The sequence below is a fragment of the Burkholderia sp. AU31624 genome (genome assembly GCF_020420065.1).
GTDB lineage: Bacteria > Pseudomonadota > Gammaproteobacteria > Burkholderiales > Burkholderiaceae > Burkholderia.
The window spans coordinates 77,642-96,424 of the sequence record NZ_JAIZRT010000005.1; the positions used below are offsets into that span (position 1 = coordinate 77,642).

The 18,783-nt window shown below is 63.9% G+C and carries 17 protein-coding genes and 1 pseudogene; 5 read left to right on the forward strand and 13 right to left on the reverse strand.

Annotated features, from left to right (window positions below; all coding sequences use genetic code 11):
* The first annotated feature begins 26 nt into the window (after positions 1-26).
* Positions 27-602, forward strand: coding sequence for a polysaccharide deacetylase family protein (locus LGM89_RS19395; RefSeq protein ID WP_226273689.1), 576 nt, complete (start codon positions 27-29; stop codon positions 600-602).
* Positions 603-614: 12 nt separating this feature from the next.
* On the opposite strand, the gene LGM89_RS19400 is transcribed toward LGM89_RS19395, so the two are convergent.
* Positions 615-1,607, reverse strand: a complete 993-nt coding sequence (locus tag LGM89_RS19400; protein WP_226273690.1) for a phosphotransferase — start codon at positions 1,605-1,607, stop codon at positions 615-617.
* On the opposite strand from LGM89_RS19400, the gene LGM89_RS19405 reads away from it, so the two are divergent.
* Complete coding sequence (locus LGM89_RS19405; protein ID WP_226273691.1) at positions 1,606-2,295, forward strand: cephalosporin hydroxylase family protein; 690 nt, start codon at positions 1,606-1,608, stop codon at positions 2,293-2,295. The genes LGM89_RS19400 and LGM89_RS19405 overlap by 2 nt on opposite strands.
* Here the strand turns inward: LGM89_RS19405 and LGM89_RS19410 are convergent.
* The 9 genes from LGM89_RS19410 to LGM89_RS19450 form a co-directional block, all read right to left on the reverse strand.
* Entirely contained in the window at positions 2,252-3,460 is a 1,209-nt protein-coding gene (locus tag LGM89_RS19410; protein WP_226207676.1) for a glycosyltransferase, read from the reverse strand. The genes LGM89_RS19405 and LGM89_RS19410 overlap by 44 nt on opposite strands.
* 7 nt (positions 3,461-3,467) lie before the next feature.
* Entirely contained in the window at positions 3,468-4,529 is a 1,062-nt protein-coding gene (locus LGM89_RS19415) for an asparagine synthase-related protein (RefSeq protein WP_226273692.1), read from the reverse strand.
* Complete coding sequence (locus tag LGM89_RS19420) at positions 4,526-5,404, reverse strand: 4Fe-4S cluster-binding domain-containing protein (RefSeq protein ID WP_226273693.1); 879 nt, start codon at positions 5,402-5,404, stop codon at positions 4,526-4,528. Before LGM89_RS19420 ends, LGM89_RS19415 begins: the two co-directional genes overlap by 4 nt.
* 1 nt (position 5,405) lies before the next feature.
* Positions 5,406-6,398, reverse strand: a complete 993-nt coding sequence (locus LGM89_RS19425; RefSeq protein ID WP_226273694.1) for a phosphotransferase enzyme family protein — start codon at positions 6,396-6,398, stop codon at positions 5,406-5,408.
* The gene (locus LGM89_RS19430) at positions 6,399-7,148 is read right to left on the reverse strand and encodes an FkbM family methyltransferase (RefSeq protein ID WP_226273695.1); all 750 of its coding nucleotides are present in this window, start codon (positions 7,146-7,148) and stop codon (positions 6,399-6,401) included.
* A gap of 662 nt (positions 7,149-7,810) precedes the next feature.
* Positions 7,811-8,752 carry a hypothetical protein gene (locus tag LGM89_RS19435; RefSeq protein WP_226273696.1) on the reverse strand — a complete coding sequence of 314 codons (942 nt, stop codon included), beginning with the start codon at positions 8,750-8,752 and terminating at the stop codon, positions 7,811-7,813.
* A gap of 823 nt (positions 8,753-9,575) precedes the next feature.
* Complete coding sequence (locus tag LGM89_RS19440; RefSeq protein WP_226273697.1) at positions 9,576-10,106, reverse strand: hypothetical protein; 531 nt, start codon at positions 10,104-10,106, stop codon at positions 9,576-9,578.
* 59 nt (positions 10,107-10,165) lie between these two features.
* Positions 10,166-10,906, reverse strand: a complete 741-nt coding sequence (locus LGM89_RS19445) for an abortive infection family protein (protein ID WP_124617276.1) — start codon at positions 10,904-10,906, stop codon at positions 10,166-10,168.
* Between the two features lie 260 nt (positions 10,907-11,166).
* On the reverse strand, positions 11,167-12,759 hold the full coding sequence (locus LGM89_RS19450) for an ABC-F family ATPase (RefSeq protein WP_069248073.1): 1,593 nt from the start codon (positions 12,757-12,759) through the stop codon (positions 11,167-11,169).
* 171 nt (positions 12,760-12,930) lie between these two features.
* Here LGM89_RS19450 and LGM89_RS19455 point away from each other — a divergent pair, with 171 nt between their 5' ends.
* Positions 12,931-13,383 (forward strand): lipocalin-like domain-containing protein, encoded by a 453-nt coding sequence (locus tag LGM89_RS19455; RefSeq protein WP_089494962.1) that lies wholly within the window; start codon positions 12,931-12,933, stop codon positions 13,381-13,383.
* 12 nt (positions 13,384-13,395) lie between these two features.
* Here the strand turns inward: LGM89_RS19455 and LGM89_RS19460 are convergent, their stop codons facing one another.
* Positions 13,396-15,684 carry an AsmA family protein gene (locus tag LGM89_RS19460; RefSeq protein WP_226273698.1) on the reverse strand — a complete coding sequence of 763 codons (2,289 nt, stop codon included), beginning with the start codon at positions 15,682-15,684 and terminating at the stop codon, positions 13,396-13,398.
* Between the two features lie 152 nt (positions 15,685-15,836).
* Here LGM89_RS19460 and LGM89_RS19465 point away from each other — a divergent pair, with 152 nt between their 5' ends.
* Together LGM89_RS19465 and LGM89_RS19470 are read left to right on the forward strand one after the other, a co-directional pair.
* Positions 15,837-16,538, forward strand: a complete 702-nt coding sequence (locus LGM89_RS19465; protein ID WP_226273699.1) for an ATP-binding cassette domain-containing protein — start codon at positions 15,837-15,839, stop codon at positions 16,536-16,538.
* On the forward strand, positions 16,535-17,338 hold the full coding sequence (locus LGM89_RS19470; RefSeq protein WP_039357836.1) for an ABC transporter permease: 804 nt from the start codon (positions 16,535-16,537) through the stop codon (positions 17,336-17,338). The genes LGM89_RS19465 and LGM89_RS19470 overlap by 4 nt, the downstream gene beginning before the upstream one ends.
* 50 nt (positions 17,339-17,388) lie before the next feature.
* Here the strand turns inward: LGM89_RS19470 and LGM89_RS19475 are convergent.
* Positions 17,389-17,853, reverse strand: a pseudogene (locus LGM89_RS19475) (PliI family lysozyme inhibitor of I-type lysozyme); the annotation flags it as partial.
* Between the two features lie 233 nt (positions 17,854-18,086).
* Positions 18,087-18,638: a DUF6013 family protein gene (locus tag LGM89_RS19480; RefSeq protein ID WP_226273700.1), complete on the reverse strand. Its 552-nt coding sequence runs from the start codon at positions 18,636-18,638 to the stop codon at positions 18,087-18,089.
* Positions 18,639-18,783: the final 145 nt, after the last annotated feature.

Sequence of the window (18,783 nt, forward strand, 5' to 3'; positions counted from 1 at the left end):
TAACTTGAACGGCGCCCCCACCCGCAATGTCCATTCGCCTCAGTTTCGACGATGGGCCCGGCCCCTCGACACGCCCCTTGCTCGATGTCCTGCGCGCTGCGTCATGCCAGGCGACCTTCTTCCTGCTCGGCCAGAATCTTAAAGACGCACTCGATGTCGCGGCAAGAATGGTGAGCGAAGGCCACCCACTCGGCAATCACACCCATTCGCACGCGAGGCCGGGCGCGCTGACAGACGACGCGCTAATCGACGAAATCGACGCAACCGACGCGCTGATCCGTGAAGCCTATCGTCGAGCCGGCGTTCCGGCGCCAGCCACGATTCCATTGCGCCTGCCTTACGGCCTGATGCCGCAGGACAGTCGCGCCGGCGTGCTGGCGCGGCTGCAGCGCGAACACACGGGCTGGACCGCGATACTGGACGACTGGCAGCGGCCGGCGCCGTCGCCGCAGGCGCTGTTCGACGCGATGTGCGCGCACGTCGACGCCAGCGCGGCACGGCAACATGACGTGCTGTTCTGCATGCACGACGGATCGCGGCGCGGCGAGGCGCGGCCCCATACGGTCGAAGCGGTGCGCCTGTTCCTGAATCGGCCGCGCTGACGAAGCAGCCGGTTAACGTCCCGGCGCCGCACCCTCCAGCAACTGCCACCAGCCGCCGAGAAAACCGATGCCCGCCCCCGGCGTCCACAGCCCGCGCTGTGCAGCTTCGAGATGGATCAGCGTCTGGTCCGCGCAGAACAGGGCCATCAGCGCATCGCGTCGGTCGTGCATCCAGTCCGGCACGTCATCGGGCCGCGTCGCGGCATAGGCTTGCAGGCCGGCGTCCCAGCGCCGCGCATCGAATACGAAGCGGTCGTCCCTGCCCGCATCGCGCGACAGCGCAAACAGCGCAAAAGCCGCTTCGAGCCACTGCGCGCCCTGCCCGACATCGTCGAAATCGAGCACGCCGTTCACCGCGTGCCCCACGTACAGCAGATTGCCCGCGTGATAGTCGCCGTGCAACCAATGCACCGTCCCCGTCAGCCAGCGAGCAGCAGCGTCGAGATGCGCGCCGATCCGACGCATCGTCGTCTCGTAGTGGCCGCTCAAGCCACCCGGCAACGACGGCGCGGCACGCGCCGCTACACGTGCGTGGCGTGCCGACAGCCAGGCCAGCGGCGCCGATTCGGTCACGGGCATCGCCGCCATCGCCGCATGCAGATGCGCGAGTGCACGCATCGCATCGATCGCGCCCGCCTCCGCATCGTCCGGCAGGCCGGGGCGGCCGTCGATATGCTCGAACAGATGCAGCCAGCTTCCATCAGGCAGTTGCACACCGGACTGGGCGTCCACGGTCGGCCGCTGCTTCGGCAGCGCAGGCAGCATCGGCGCCGCACGCGAGCGGCCGAGATGGCCGAGCATCGCCGCCTCGCGATGCACCTGCTCGATCGCCTTGCCGGGCCACGACACGCGCAGCACCGCGCGCCCCGCATCGCACTCGACGAGATACGTTTTGTTAGTATGGCCCGACGCCAGCGCCTGCAGGTGCGCCGGCCCGATGTTCCAGTACCGGTGAAGCCACGGTTCCAGCGTTTTCACGTCACTCCTACTCGTTGCATTGACCATGTCAGAGCGTCCCTCGGCCCGCATGCGGGACATCAATATCGAATGGCTGACGCGCGCTGCCGAATTCGACCATCTGTTCCAGACGCGCTGGCTCGGCGATCGCTTCTTCCACCTGCCCGGCGACATGCTCGCCCTCCAGGAGCTGATCTGGCGCGAGCGTCCCGACTGCATCGTGCAGACCGGGATCGCGGCGGGCGGCGGCGTCGTATTCTCCGCGTCGATGCTGGAGCTCGCTGGCTTCAGCGGCCGCGTCGTCGCGATCGAACCGCGCCTGCGCGACGAGGTCAGGCAGCGCCTCCAATCGCACCGGCTCGCCCATCGGATGACGCTGATCGAAGGCGAATCATGCGCGGCCGACACGCTCGCATCGGTGCGTGCGCACATCGATGACGGCGCACGCGTGATGGCGATCCTCGATCTCACGCACACCCACACGCACGTGCTGCGCGAGCTCGAATGCTATGCGCCGCTCGTGACGCCCGGCAGTTACGCGATCGTGATGGACACCATCATGGAGTACCTGCCCGCGTCGATGTTCGACGGCAAGCCGTACGGCAAAGGCAACAACCCGGCCACCGCCGCGCATGAATTCCTCGCTCGCGACAAGCGCTTCGAGGTCGACTACGACATCGAGGACCGCGTCCTCATGACGCTGTCGCCCGGCGGCTTCCTGAAGCGAGTGCGCTGATCAGGCGCGCCGCCTCGGCAGAACCGTCGCACGACGCGTAGCTCGCGCGGATCCGCGCCGCCTGCTCGCGCAACGTCCCGGGCCGCAACAGGCGCTCGAGCGCAGCGGCGATGTCCGCCACGCCGGCCTGCTGCAAATCCAGCACGCACCCCGCGCCGGCCTGCTCGACGAAGTGCGCCGAATGGAACTGGTCATTGCAGAACGGCGACAGCAGCATCGGCACGCCGCACGCAAGCGACTCCATCACCGAATTCGCGCCGCCGTGACTGACGAACGCGTGCGTGCGCTGCAACAGCGCCAGTTGCGGCACGTAACGCACCGCGATCACACGCTCGTCGTCGGCCGGCAGCAGATCCGAATCGACCAGTTCGCCCACCGACAGCACCAGTTGCGCCGACGTCGCGCGCGTCGCCTCGATGACCTTCGCAAACACGTCGGGATGGTAGTAAAGCTGGCTGCCGAGCGACATGTAGACCAACGGACGATCCGCATCGACGCGATCCCACGGAAACGGCGTCTCGTCGCCGCGCGGGCCGGACGGCATTGCCGGGCCGACCAGCTCGACACCCGGCGGCGGCGCACCGACCAGCGCGTCGGTCGTGAACGCGAGCGTCAGGTGCGGCGAAAGGATGTCGCAACCGCGAAAGCGCGCATCGAGCCCGTAGCGCGCGAACAGCCGCGTGCGTTCCGGCGTGAGCCAGCGCACCGTGCGCAACAGTTCCGAATCGAGATCGTCCGGCAGCACCGGATTCAGCGAATTCGACATCGAGACCCACGGCAGCCCTTCCACCTCCGCTGCGATCGCCGCCGCATAGAGCAGCGGATCGATCACGACCACATCGGGCCGCCAGTCGCGCAGCACCGTGCGGATACCGTCCACCTGTGCGGGCGCGAGATCGATCAGCAGCGTGCGGATCCAGTGCCGCAGCCAGTCCGCGTCGCGGATGTTCGCGGCGAAGCTCGCGCCGCGCGACAGGTCGTGGCGCTCGGGCGTCTCGCGCGGCCCGACGAATTCGAAGCCGCCGGCACCGTCGAGCTGTGCGCTGAGATCGGCCGGCGCATAGAACGCGACGTCGCACCCGGCGGTACGCAGATGCTGGGCCGGGCCGATACACGGATTGACGTGCCCCTTTTCGGGCACCACGCAGAACAGGATGCGTTTCATGAACGATTCAGGTTGGGCGATGCGCGGCATCGAGGTGGTCGAAATGATCGAGGATCAGCGACAGCGTCGTCCACAGCACGCGTTCGGTATCCGCCTGCAGCGTGGGCGCGGCCAGGCCGAGCGTGTCGGCCAGTGCGTGTGTGCGGTCGCGATCGAGCAGCGCCGTGAGATCCATCGCCGGGGCGAGCCGCCCGCGCTTCGGGCCGTGCACGAGACGGTCCGGCAGGTTCAGGCGCGCACCCAGGTCGCGCAGGCATTGCTTGTCCGGGTCGGGCGCGATGCTCGTCAGATGCGCGACGACGGCAGCGTCGACGAACGGCGGATGCAGGTCGACCGACGCCGCATCGAACAACGCACGGCACAGCGGCAGATAGTTGGCCGACTGGTCGCGGCGCAGCACCTGGTCCGCGCCGTCGCCGGTGATGGCCACCTCGACGCCATCCCCGGCCATCGCCTCGGCGAGCAGCAGCTTCGCGACCGGATGCAGGTTGAACATCGGCTCCTCGACCGCATGCGTCGTTCTCGGCAGCGCCGCGACGAAATCGGCCTCGTTCGCGCGCACGATCTTCACGTTCGCCTGCATCTGCGCGGCCAGTTCGAGTGCGGCATCGCGCTCGCAATAGTCCGGCATGTCGGTCACGAGGACGTAGGACGTCACGTGCCGCTGCGCGCCGAGTTCGCGCAGCAACGCGAGCAGCAGCGCCGAATCGAGCCCGCCGCTCAGCGCCAGCGCAACGCGCTTGCCGCTGTCGAGCGCGCGCTGCAGCGATGCGCGCAGCACGGTTTCCAGATCGGCGTGCTGCGGCTGCCCGGGTGCCGGCTGTACGGTCAGCCCTTGCGGCGAACGGATCAGCGCATGGCCGGGCGGCACCGCGCGCACGTCGCGCAACACGGTGCGGCCGACCAGCCGCTCGCCGCTCAGGTAACCGGCGATGGCCGCCGCGTCCGGCTCGCCGGCCGGTTGCCCCGACGCGTGCAGGACGGCCCGGATGCCGGACGCCGCCGCACCGCTGCGCGGATGGTAGTGAAGCCGGTCGAAGCCGAACCGGTCGCGCGTGCCGACGATCATGGATAACGCGCCTTCAAGGCGTCCACTTCGATACGTTTGAGGATGCGATGCGGCGCCACCGGCGCGCTGCCGCCCTGGCAATGCAGGCACGCTTCGAGCGGCGCCTCGCGTTGCAGATAGGCGAGCATCGCGTCGAGCATGCCAGCGTCGTCGCGCAGCGGCAGGCCATCGGACTGAAAATCCTTCTCGCCCTGGTAGAGCGTATGGAAATGCGCGGGACGCGTGCACGTGTAGAACATGCCGTCGCGAATCATATGGCAGCGCTCGCGGATCCAGCAATCGTGATAAAGGCGCTGCGCTGCGTCGCGATCGGTGCCGGGCTGCGCGCGGTTCATCGTAGTGAACACGTCCTGCACCTTCCAGTTCAGGCGCACGTCGAAGCGCGCGGCCTGGCGCTCGATGTGCGCGACCAGGTCGGGCGACAGCGACGGCTTCGGATAGCGCGAGATCGTCAGCGCATCCACCGCCTGCCAGAACGCGTCGCGCATCTCGCCGAGCTTCAGGCCGTTCGTCGTGACGGAGATCACGGGCGCGATGCCCGTGGCGCGCACGCGCCGGACGAGTTCGACGAGCGCCGGATGCAGCAGCGGCTCACCGCCGACCAACTTGAACATGCGCGGGCGCAGCACCTTCGCGGCGCGGCGCAGATCGGCTTCGATCGATTCGGGGCGCGCATACCACTCGGGCAGCAGCGGCGACAGCGAGCAGCATTCCGCGCAGGTCAGGTTGCAGTGATCGACGATGTGCGTTTCCAGCGAGCGCGTCAGCACGCGCCCGTCTTCGACGCGGTAATCGCGATCCAGCGGCGGCGGAAACACATGCTGCCGCTCGGTGGGCGGCGTCGGATTCGACATCCGGTTCAGATTCGCATTCACTTCAGCGTCCTGCTTCCACACAACGGGAAAAGAAATCGACCAGACGGTCGCGCGCATCCACCATCGCGGTGGCCATCGCCACCGCGCCGTTCAGATGCGATGCAAAGCGCGACGGATCGTCGTGCCAGCCTTGCACGATCCAGAGCTTGAGCGCGTGCTGCAAGCACGCGGCATCGACCGCCCATGCAAGGCGCGCGGGATCGACCGGCCGCGTCCGCCGATAAGCCAGCACGAACGCTTCCGCCCGATGCGGCGCCTCCAGCGGCAGATGGTTCAGGCAACGCACCAGCTCGTATTCGCGCGGCGCGCCGATCGACGCTTCCCAGTCGAGGATGAGCGGCGGCAGCGTGCCCGTGAACAGATAGTTGAACTGGTTGTAGTCGTTGTGGATCGGGTGCTGCGGATCGTCGGCGGGAAACGCGTCGATGCTGCCCGGATAGTAGCGGTCGAGCATGCGCAGCGCGAGATCGACGTAGCGGCGCAGGTCGTCGGCGGCGTGGTTCGAGCGTGCGCGATCGAGTGCGTCGTGCAGGCTGCGGCGCACCGCGTCCGCATCGATCGCGGTCAGGCGCGCGCGGATCGTGTCGATCTGCGGCAAATGAAGCGGCTCGAGACTCAGATGCAACGCAGCCAGGCTCGCGCCGAGCGCATCCCATTCGGCCGGCGAAAACGTGTCGTAGGTTCTGAACTGCCCGGCTTCCCAGTGCGTGAGCATCGCGTGCGAGCCTTGTCCCGTCCACAGCGGCTCGCCGGACGTCGTGCGTTTCAGCGCCTGCACATGGAAACGCGCATCGCGATGCGTCTCGAAGTGCGCGAGCACGGCGGCCTCCTTGGCCGCACGCGCATGATGTTCGAGCGCGTAGAGCTTGACCGCGACGCCGCCGTCATCGGTCGGCAGGTGCCATACGCGTTCGCCGACCTGGCGCGGCGGCCCCATGCGGCCCAACGCGTAGGCCTCGCGGATCTGGTCGAAGGTCGCGGCGAGCGAGTCCATTCAGATGTGCTCGGCCGGCCCGTATCGATACGGATGACCGCTCAGGAACGTGTTGTGACCGACGTAGCGCACCTTGTACATCGCCGGGCGGAACAGCACCGAAGGATCGTTGTTCGCGATGCCGAGCAGCGAGTACAGGTCCTGCCGCACGAAGAACGCGTTGTTGCCCATGTCATCGCAACAGACGAGTTCATAACCCTTCTGCCTGCCGAGATGGACGAGCGATTCGAGGCTCGCGCCGTAATAGGTCGAGCCGTCCCATTCGTGGTCCGGGTTGAAGCACATGACCCAGCGCTCGGGCGGCGTGTAGTACGGGTTGTATTCGATCACGACGATACGCGGCTGGAACGCTTGCAGGCCGCGCCAGACCCAGTAGTCGTTGCCGTCGATGTCGATCGACAGCAGGTCGAAGTCGGTTGGCGTGTCGGCATCGGCGAGCAACGTGTCGATCGTGTCGGGCTGAACGCGGTCGTGATGCAAGCGAACGCGGTCTACACCTGCGTAGTGGGCGGCCAGCTTGCCGAAGCGGTACGCACTCCCTTCCACCAGCACCCCGGCCCAATCCCGTTCGCGCAGCAGCCGCGCGGTGTTGCTGTTGCGCAGCCCGTCGCTCGCGCCGATATCGACGCAGAAGCGGTTGGTCGGCGCGATCCGCTCCATCAGGCGCGACAGGATGCCTTCCTCGGTGCCCTGTGCATAGAGGCTTGGCGCAAGGCCGGATAAATCGAGCGGGAGAGGATGGTCCTGCATCGAGGGCGGCTCCGGGTCGGAATTGAGGGTGGTATCCGGAGCGTAATTTACCCGAAGTCGATTGACGGGAGGAAACGGGAATCGCGACACTGCCGGGCGTCACCGGAGCGGAAATGAAAAAGCCCGCATCGACAACACTGTCGATGCGGGCCCAATGCGTTTTTCGCGGCTTCGCGCTGCTATACGCTCCGGCTTCGTACCACCGCCAGACCTCAACACACGGACGGAAGCGTCAGGACAATTACTCCTGCCCCTGACTCGTCAGGAACTCCTCGTAATTGCCGCCGAAGTCGAACAGCGTGCCATCCGTACGCACTTCAATAATCCGGTTCGCCAGCGCTCACGAACTCGCGGTCGTGCGACAACCATACCCAACCTGATTTCCTATCATTATCTGGAGGCCAGAATGGCAACTATCATTCAACGTGGGTACAAATTAATCGGGTGCCCGTGAGTCGCAAGATTGCCGGTGCTCCCTTGGGGACGCCGTGTTGGGCTATGCCGCCTCAGCGGCCGTCCCTTTGGCGCCGCGATTCGCCCACTGCCCCACTTTGATACCCAGGGCCGTAGGGGATTTCCGGTTCGTATGTGCGGGACACCGTGTTACGAATTTTCTGAGAAAAAATGAGGTAACGGTGGGAACGGGCTACCGCGACGGAGCGCTATGATTCCCACTTCGGCAACTCCAACACTTTCTTTGAGCGCATTGTACGGGATACGGCCTTTTTAATATCTTCCAATAGAGACTCAAAGTTGGCGAGCGAGCAAACAATTATTTGTGAAAAATATTTTGTGAGCTTTTCACCCGAATTAATAGCCAACCGCCTGCACTCACTTGTTGGGAGGTGAACGCGAGGAACTCCCGCTTGCTCACGGAGATATTCAATTAACATTGCACCATCATCCTTCACTGATTCAAGAAGTGACGCACATGCCTGCGCTCGATGTCTCTGGAATTCCGGGGTCTCATCTGCATATACGACAACGTAGGGAACAGGCGATGCAAAATCTGCAAGGGTGTCTGCATGTTCCACATCATTCATCGTCAACCCATCGGCGGCGACAAGAATTTCAGAGGTAGTTAAAAGTATTGGACAGAAAAAGAACGGTACATTTTCCTCGGGAAGCATACCCAAGTTCCATTCAATGTATTGAGTAACCAATCGCGGCAGTGCGTATTGAAGCTGTGACAAACCATGTCTGATCTCCGCGTCGTGAACATTGCCGCTACCAACATCAACCTCAACTCCTTTAAGGCAGAAGGTTGATTTTTTGTCGAAAGCTGTAGAGTAGTCACTCTTTAGAAAAATCGGCGAAAAATCGTCGACGACTCGCAGTGTATGACCGAGCGTAAATGGCGACATTTCATCTTGATTTGGATCCGAGAAGAACAACCATTTGTTTCCCCTTTGGCGATACTTACACTCCACCAATAGTTCAAGAGACGCCTTTATCTCGTTCGCCCGACGAAATGGAACGTAAATAGATGCATGAAGGTCAACAGAAAAATCTGCGGCAGTTTTTGCATCGAATCGCGTGTACGAGTAGTCAGCATGTATGGAAAAACCTTTATTCACGAGCAGCTTCGATACTTCATACTCCATCGGTGCACTCGAAGACAGCAGTTTGCTCTTCCATTTACTTGATTCCGACATCTTACCCCCTTATTTATCAAGCATGCTAACACAGAGGTATGCCTCTGCTTGACTCGTAGGGCGCCTCTATATGGATTGCGCCGCCCGTGGTATTCCCTGCCCCTAACCGATGTGCCTCCCCTTGCTAATGACTCTTTCCCGTGGTCAATGTGTCAAGTTGAAGTCCAAGACCATGACGCCAGAGCGTCAATAAAAAACTAAACCACCCTAATCTGACAATCCAGTGCTATCCACCCGACAGTCAGGATGGGGTGTACCCAAAGCTGACGCGAGGAATCAAGAGCAACTCTTTTCTGCTGGTGTCACGACGACCGGCTTACGTACCATTGATTCATCTTCAAAGGGGTGCCGATATGAATACGTACAAGGCGTTGCAAAGCTATGTGAGGGCCACTCACGGGCGGGTCATGCAGCGGTGCTGGATTGCCCACGTTAAAGAGCTGAACGGCTTCACGGTACAGTCGCGACGAATAGCAGCAAGGATAAAGCCATGCCCGCCCCAATGGCGTCCCGTAATCGAAGCTGCCATGCGCGACCTTGGGTGGATGTGAGGGTAAGTGTCTGCCCCTAACGAGCTAACAAGACGCGCCCGCCCGCGTCAGGGTATCGCGCGTGTTACCTGATGCGCGTCAAAGGGGCTGCGCGTGACGACGTGCTCGCGAGAATCGGGAGGCCCACCGGGGGGAATTCCGTGGCGGGACTCTATCAGATACCCTCTGAGATTTTCCCGGCCAACATTTGAGCCCGCTCGGCCGCAACTGCCCAGCCCAAACTAACCCTTCTTGCTTGCGTCTTGTTTTGCCATCGCCACGCGGAAGCCAATCACACCGTATGGCCCAAACCTATCTAGCGTGATACATGCGACATCGCTGAGCATCGCCACGTGCCGCGCAAATGCCTCAACCACCGAGGATACGGAATTTTCGTCAAAATCAGGGGAGAATGGTAATCGCTTGATAGCAATAGCTAACGGTGCCACGTCGATTGGCGCAATGCTCTCATGCAAGTTGTGCGCAATGCGATTCCTCACATTCCCCAGCACCTTCAACGCAGAAATCATCTCCGGAAGATGTGGATGAAGTGATGGATCTATTAATTTAATTTTCCTCTCAAATGACAGCCGAAGCTCAGAAAACGGGAGTCCGGGATAGCTCTTTTCAAGCAACCCATCAATGAAATGCTCAGCAACCAAATGTGCCGAAACAACATGAACCAGTCTTTTGTTTTGGGAATACGGCAATGCATCGTAACGCTTCCGAAACTCAATATACTGAGGATCATCAAGTGGATCATCGTTATTCATATGGATTCCCCAGATATGCCATCAGAATTCAATACTTCATTTCCTCAAAACTCAACAAATCACTTTCGCGACCGAGATTCAAGAGTAGCCAAGAGAAACAGCGCCACCGACCCAGCGAGATTCACAGCAAGTTCCGCATGCCTCGGGGCAGGTTTCACCGCAACCTTTCCCTTCCCGTGAGAATCGCCTAGGCGATTGCGAACAGCACCGAGTCCCTCCACAACGGATGTACACCCACCAAGAATCTGTTTGAAGACGGGTTCCGTATGCTGACTAGGCGAGAGATTAAGGGCCTTTGCCGTCAGCCCATATAGCTTGTTGAGTTCTGGCGTCTCAGGATACTCCGTAGCCGTCTCATCAAGAATATGCTTACATACGCTCTCCAGGAGAGTCCGAGCACTTGTAATAGCCCCTTCTGGGTCCGTCTCGCGTCGTTCTAGTGCTTTAGTCCAAACGTTCTTTATGTACTGCGCATCAAACTTGTCGATTGCAGCAGATACGATTTGATCGGCCGGAGCGTTTCCGCCTGCCTCTAGGTAATCCAGTAGCGGTCGAAACTCATCCCAAATATATGTTCGACGCTCTTGGTAGGTCGGAAACTTATGCTTTATGAACTGCCAAAATTCGCCGGTAGAGCGACATGTTTTGACGAATCGAGGGACCAAGTGGGCTAGGCCCGGTCGTTCCAGCAGATATGTCCGCTCGGACCTGTAGTCTGGGTCTCTTCCGACACCACCAGTGGCGACATTGATAAGATGATTTTGCAATCCTTCGATTGCATCGAATGCTTCGTCGCTCACACCCGCTCCTTGGTTAGTTCTTATGTTTCCTGGATGTTCAACTGTACTCGAAATAGTACTACTCGATGAAAGCGCACAAGCTCAAAAAAGAAGGGCCCACACCGACAAACAGCCGATGTGGGCCCTTCAATATTTACACCAGTACGCCCCAAGCGCTCAGCGGTGAGTCTAGTGTGCGGTAGAGGTCTTGTCCCAACGGGACAATTCCGTGGGACAATCCGGGACACATGAACGGTGGTCTTGGGACAAACCGGCGGCTTTTACTCCTGCCCCTGACTCGTCAGGAACTCCTCGTAATTGCCGCCGAAGTCGAACAGCGTGCCATCCGTACGCACTTCGATGATCCGGTTCGCCAGCCCGCTCACGAACTCGCGGTCGTGCGACACGAAAATCAGCGTGCCTTCGAACTGCTCGAGCGCGATCTGCAGCGACTCGATCGACTCCATGTCCATGTGGTTGGTCGGCTCGTCCATCAGCAGCACGTTGTGGCGGCCGAGCATCAGCTTGCCCCAGATCATGCGGCCCTTCTCGCCGCCCGACAGCACCTTCACCGACTTCTTGATGTCGTCCGACGTGAACAGCAGGCGGCCCAGCGTGCCGCGCACCATCGTTTCGTCGTCGCCGTCCTTGCGGTACTGGTCGATCCAGTCCATCAGCGTGATGTCGTTCGGGAACTCCTCGTACGTGTCCTGCGGCATGTAGCCGACGTTCGCGTTCTCGGACCACTTCACCGTGCCGTGCTCGAGCTCGAGCGCGCCGAGCAGCGAACGCAGCAGCGTCGTCTTGCCCGCGCCGTTCTCGCCGATGATCGCGATCCGCTCGCCCGGCTGCACCGACAGGTTGAAGTTCTGGAAGATCGTGCGCTCGTACTTCTTCGTGATCTCTTCAGCGACCACCGCGACGTTGTGCAGCTTCTTCTCGAACTCGAAACGGATGAACGGGTTCTGGCGCGACGACGGCTTGAATTCCTCGATCTTGATCTTGTCGATCTGCTTCGCACGGCTAGTCGCCTGACGGGCCTTCGACTTGTTCGCCGAGAAGCGGCGCACGAAGTCCTGCAGTTCCGCGACACGCTCCTTCGCACGCGTGTTCGCCGCGGCCTGGCGCTCGCGCGCCTGTGCCGACGCGAGCATGTAGTCGTCGTAGTTGCCCGGCCAGACCTTCAGCGTGCCGAAGTCCATGTCGGCCATGTGCGTGCACACCGAGTTCAGGAAGTGACGATCGTGCGAGATGATGATCATCGTCGAGTTGTACTCGTTGAGCGTTTGCTCGAGCCAACGAATCGAGTTGATGTCGAGGTTGTTGGTCGGTTCGTCGAGCAGCAGCACGTCCGGCTTCGAGAACAGCGCCTGCGCGAGCAGCACGCGCAGCTTCCAGCCCGGCGCGACGTCGCTCATCGTGCCGTTGTGGAATTTCTCCTCGATGCCGATGCCGAGCAGCAGCGCGCCCGCGCGCGCCTCGGCGTCGTAGCCGCCGTATTCGGCGAACTTGCCTTCGAGCTCGGCGGCGTGCATGTAGTCGTCGTCGGTGGCTTCCGGGTTCGCGTAGATCGCGTCACGCTCGGTCATGGCGGCCCACATTTCGGTGTGGCCCATCATCACGACGTCGAGCACGCGCACGTCTTCGTACGCGAACTGGTCCTGGCGCAGCTTGCCGAGACGCACGTTCGGCTCCAGCGCGACGTTGCCGGCGCTCGGCTCGAGGTCGCCGCCGAGGATCTTCATGAACGTCGACTTGCCACAGCCGTTCGCGCCGATCAGACCATAGCGGTTGCCCTCGCCGAATTTGACCGAGATATTCTCGAACAAGGGCTTCGGCCCGAATTGCATCGTGATGTTGGCAGTAGAAAGCACGGCAGGTCCCGTTAAAGGATAAATCGACGGAAAACCGTGTATTTTAGCAGGTGTCGGAGAAACTGCCGACCACGCCGTTCCGGCAGCGCATTTCCGGCCTCCCCGGCCTGCCGCCCGACGGCCCGCCAACACGACGGCACGCGCCCCACCGCCGCCTTACCGGAATCCCGCATGCTTGCCAGCCAGCTTCGCGAACAACTCGTCGGCGCATGGCGCCTCGTATCCTACGAAGTCCGGCCGCGCGACGGCAGCGCGGTCACCTATCCGCTCGGCCGCGACGCGCGCGGCTGGATCCTGTACACGCCGGACGGCTACATGTCCGCCCAGCTGATGGCCGCCGGCCGGCCGCCCTACGCGGACGGCGACCTGCAGGGCGGCACCGCCGACGAGCGCGCGGCGGCCGCCGGCGGCTACATCGCGTATTCCGGCCCCTTTCAGGTCGCCGACGACGGCACGCTGACCCACGAAATGGACGTCAGCCTGTTCCCGAACTGGATCGGCAACGTCCAGCAGCGCGCCGTCAGGCTCGACGGCGATCGCCTGCAGCTCGGCACGGCCGCCCCGGTACGGATCGACGGCCGGGAAGTCGATGCCGTGCTGCTCTGGGTGCGCGCGGGCCGCTGACGCGCACGCGCGTCACTTGCCGGCCTTCGCCGCTGCCCGCTGGGCCGCCTTCGCGTTCATCTGACCGAACAGCTCCGAACACGGCACGTCGCGGTTGTTGCTCGGCGCGATCAGCGGAATCAGGGCCGCGAACGGGTTGATCAGCCCGAGGCCGACCATCGCACCGGCGCGCAGCGCGAGCGCGCCTGCATCGACGCCGACGTTCGGGTTCTTGAACGTGCCCTTCGCGTACAGCGGCGAGCGCAGCGAGAAGATCCGGAAGCCCTTCGTGTGCGGATGGATCTTCAGGTTCAGCGTTTCGTCGCGCAGGCTGATCGGGCCGTCGACGTTGATCAGCGCGTCGTCCGTATCGAGCGCGAACACCTTCGGGTCGAGAATGCCGTTGGTCGCGACGAAGTCGATTGCTGCGCAATTGATCTTCACGTCGTTGTTGCCGAACAGCTTCTCGTAGACGACGTTCGCGACGTTCAGCCCCGCCGCTTCCATCAGCAAGCGGCTGATGCGGCCGTCGGTCACGAGCGCCTTCACCTCGCCGGTCGACGTCGCGGCCAGCGCGGCCGGCGAGTTGCCGGTCGCCGACAGCGACGCATCGCCGTTGATCTCGCCGAGCGCCGACTGCATGACCTTCTGCGCCGGGAACAACTGCTTGAGCTTCAGGTGCCGCGCCGCCACCGTGAAGCGGCCCTTCAGCGGTGCACCGCTGCCGTCGAGATGCGCGGTCGTCGCGAGCGTGCCGCCCGCGACGCCGAACTGCAGCGGCTCGAGCGACAGCACGCCGTCCGTCATCACGATGTGCGTGTACAGGTTGGTGATCGGCAGGTCCGAACTCTTGATCAGCTTGCGGCCGGTGAACTTGACGTCCGCGTCGAGCGCGCGCCAGCGGTCGGTGCGGAACGTCTCGACCGGCAGCACGCGGCCCGACGGCTGTTTCGTCGTGTCGCCGCGCTTGGCCTTGCTCGCGGCCGTATCCGCGCCGATCACCGGTGCGAGATCGGAGAACTGCAGCAGGTTCGACACGAGTTCGCCCGACAGCTTCGGCCGCGGCTCGCGCTGCTCGTAGACGAGCGTGCCGCCGAGATCGCTGCCGCCGACGCGGCCGTTGAAGTTCTCGTAACGGAAGGTGCTGGCCTTGCGCTTGAAGTTGCCGATCAGCCGCCCTTCGGTCGCGTAAGGCGGCGTATCGGGCAGCGTGATGCCGCTGAGCTGATAGAGATGCGACATCGACGTGCCCTGCAGCCACAGCCGCAGGTCGATGGCCGCGAGATGCATCGGGTCGGTCAGCGTGCCGACGATCGCGAGCCGCGTGTCGCCGGCCTTCACGTCGGCCTGCAACGGGAACGGCCGCGACGCGTCCTGGATCGCGAGCACGCCGCCCAGCTTGCCGGTGCCGCTGATCGGCACGTTCTTGTAGCGGCCGTCGACCTTCAGCCCGAACGCATAGGTCGGGCCGGACGGCTTCGCGGGCGTTGCGACGCTGCTTGCACCAGACGCGGCAGCAACCGTCGATGCAGAAGAGGTGGCCGAAGCAGACGAAGCCGACATCACGGCAGACCCGGCCGAAGCACCGGTGGCCGAGGCCGAACTCGCAGCCTGCGCAGCGGACGCACTCGACGCAGCCTCCGCGTTGGCCTTCGCGCTCAACTGCGCGGCGCCATGCTTGCCGACCCGCTGCGCCGATGCCGCGCGCGACGTCTGCTCCTGCTCCTTCAGCACGTCGCCGAGCGGAATCGGCTGCCCGAGCGTATCGATCGCGACGGTCAGGTCGGCCTTCGTGATCGCGTCGCGGTACGTGACGGTGCCCTTCGCGAAGCCGAAGCTGTCGAGCCGCACCTTCCACGGCGACGGCTGCGACGATTGCTTGAACTGGAAGGTCCACGTGTTGCGGCCGTCGGCGAGCCGCTCGAGGTCGACGGCCGGATTCACGACGTCGATCGACGGGATCACGATTTCATGCGCGAGCAGCGGCAGGATCGCGAGATCGAAGTGCGCGGCGTCGAGCGTGACGAACTTGGGCATCTTCGCCCAGTCGGGGTTGCCGATTTCGAGCTGCGTGGCCGTGAAGCTCGGCCAGGGCACCCAGGCGCGCCAGCCGGTTTCGCCGTCGGGGCGACGCCAGCCCACCTTCAGGTCGCCGTTGATCGCGAACGGGCGGCCGAGCGCGGCCGTGACCTGCTCGTTGACCCACGGCTTCGCGCGGTTCCAGTCGAAGATAAAGAGAAAGACGCCGGCCGCCGCGATGAGCACCGCGACGATACCGACGATCCATGCAGCCGATTTGCCGATGGCTCGGGCTAGCGTCATGGCGGTTCCGTTGTTGTTCTGAAATGTTGCCGCACCATGCCGGGCCGCTTGCGTGGACGAACGGCGCACGACACCCGCGGCTTTTCAATCGGTATTATGACGCACGCCATGGTGACGTTTCGGCGCCATTAACGCTTTTTTTCATTTGTGACATGACAGCCCCCACCGGCCTCATCGATGCAGCGCGCATCACGCGGCGCGATGCCAGCAGCGGCAAGACCCTGCTCGCCCCGACCGATTTCAGCCTCGCGGCGGGATCGCGAATTGCTATCACCGGGCCGTCCGGGTCGGGCAAGAGCGTGCTGCTGCGCGCGCTCGCGCTGCTCGATCCGCTCGACGGCGGACACATCCTGTGGCGCGGCAAACGGATCCGGCGCAATGCGATCCCGCGTTACCGGCGCAGCGTCGCCTATGTACGCCAGCGCCCCGCGCAGATGGACGGCACCGTCGAATCGCAGCTGCGCTATCCGTATTCGCTCGCGATCTATCGCGACGTGGCGTTCGATCGCGCGCGCGCCGAAGCGCTCGCCGCGCAGGCCGGCCGCGGCCCCGACTTTCTCGACAAGCGCGCGAGCGACCTGTCCGGCGGCGAAGCGCAGATCACCGCGCTGCTGCGCGTGCTGCAGCTCGATCCCGACGTGCTGCTGCTCGACGAGCCGACGTCCGCGCTCGATCCCGAATCGGCGCGCGCGATCGAGGCGCTCGTCGGCGCGTGGTTCGACGCGGCACCCGACGCCCGTGCATACATGTGGATCTCGCACGATCCGGCCCAGGCCGCGCGAATCGGCACGATGCAGCTCGTGATGCAGGCCGGCGTGATGCACGCGGCCAACCCGACGGAGGCCACGCAATGAGCCCCGCCCTGCAGGACCTGAGCCTCGTCGACGTCGGCATCGCCGCCGCGCTCGTCGCGGTCAACGGCGCGATCTCGATGGCCCTGTCGCTCGGCCTCGGCCGCAAGCTCGCGCTCGCGGCCGTACGCACCGTCGTACAGTTGCTCGCGATCGGCTACGTGCTCGGCTGGGTGTTCGGTCATCCTCACTGGTACATCGTGTTGCCGCTCACCGCGCTGATGACGCTGATCGCCGGGTTCGCCGGCGCGGGGCGCGGCAAGCGCACGTATCGCGGCCAGCGCATCGACAGCATCGCGTCGATCTGGTTCAGCAGCTGGTTCGTCGCGGCGGTCGGCCTGTTCGTCGTGATCCGCATCCACCCCTGGTACGCGCCGCAATACGCGATTCCGATCCTCGGGATGATTCTCGGCAATACGCTCACGGGCGTGTCGCTCGGGGTCGAGCGGATGATGGAAGAACTCACGGCGCGCCGCGACCGCGTCGAAACCGCGCTGGCGCTTGGCGCGACGCGCTGGGAAGCCGCGCAGGACGCCGCGCGCCAGGCCGTGCGCGCCGGCATGCTGCCGACGCTGAACCAGATGGCCGTCGTCGGCGTCGTGAGCCTGCCGGGGATGATGACGGGCCAGGTGCTGGCCGGCCAGTCGCCGCTGCAGGCCGTGCGCTACCAGATCGTGATCATGTTCCTGATTGCCGCGGCCTCCGCGCTCGGCACGGTCGGCGCGGTGCTGATGACCTATCGCCGGCTGTTCTCGGCAGATCACCGCTTTCTCGCGGCGCGACTCGAAGAACGCGCGCACTGACACGCGGCGCCGTCGCGCGATGCGTGCGCGCGGTTCGCCAGTCGGCGCGCGCTGCGGCGCTTGCCGAGCGCCTGACGCAACGCGGCCGTGATGTCCGCGTCCGGCGCGAGCCCGTCGACCGACGCGACGAGCCTTACCGCGCGCGATGTCGTCACATAGGCCTGCGCGCCGACATAGCCGCCGCTGCCGGCCGAGCGCGTCGTCACGACGAGCGCCTGCGGCGCACGTGCACCGAGGTCGGCCGTGAATGCATCGGTGACCGTACCATCACGCGCATGCAGCGCACCCGTCACGTAATCGTCGGTATCGAAGCCGGGAGCGGCATGCGCGGTCGAATACACGCGCACCGCGTAGCTGCCGGTCGAGCACGGTTCGAGCGCGCCGCTCGACACGACCGCCACCTGCTGCCGCGACGACAGCTCGACTTTCTTCACGAAGCCGCAATCGTCGGCCGCGTGCGCGTGTGCGGCAACGAACGCAATGGCATACAGCAACGCGCGCATTCGGTATTTCATCGGGATGTCGTGACAGGAAGGTGATGACGCGGGCGAGCATAGCGTGACATGCTCATGACGTCACGCGGGTCGCTACGCGACGCCACCGCACGGCGAACGGCCGCCATGCCGCTGAAGCAGGTCGCGAGAAAGCACTGTGACGGCGACACGAAACGGTCACGTGTCGCCGCGTGGTACCGCAAGTCGAATCCGTTGCGCGCGCACCGGCTCCGACGCCGGCCCATGCGCACCGCTCAACGCTTGATCGACACCGTCACCTTCGAGCCATCGCTCATCGTGACGGACTTCGACCCGCCGTTGGTCGGGATCGACACCCACTTCACCTGGCTCACCGACACGACGTCCGGACACTGCAGCGACTTGCCGCCGGCCGTCACGTTGCGCGTGCCTTTCGGCGCGGCCGCCTGGAAGCTCAACTGCACGTTGGCGATCCCCTTCGCGTCGATCGACGGCGCGAGCCGCACCTGGGTCTGGCGCACCATCGCGCCGTTCTCGTCGCGTGGCAGGTTGTCGGCGTTCGGGCAACCTTCCGGCATCGCGACCGCCCCGCTCGGCGGCACCGACTTCCAGTTGAAGTCGTCCGTCTCGCCCGAGCGGATCTTGCGGGTCTCCTGCGTATTGCCGAAGCTCTTCGAGTCGACCTTGACGGTGTATTCGAGCTGTCCGGTGCCGCCCCCCTTCAGGCTGCCCTTGACCGGCGGCGCCGCGAATACGCTCGCGCTGACGCACGCCGCCGCGAACACGACCGACCACGTTGCGGCGACTGACAAGCTGCGTTGGCTCATGCTGACCTCCTTGGTATGCGGCGGCACGCGCGTGCCGCGCGGTTTTCGATGCATGATGCGCTGCCAGTCTACCGCCAAGCGGCATGCAATGCGCCGCAAACGCATCGGGTGTTACCCCGCTTGCGTTCGCGGCGCCGCAACCTTA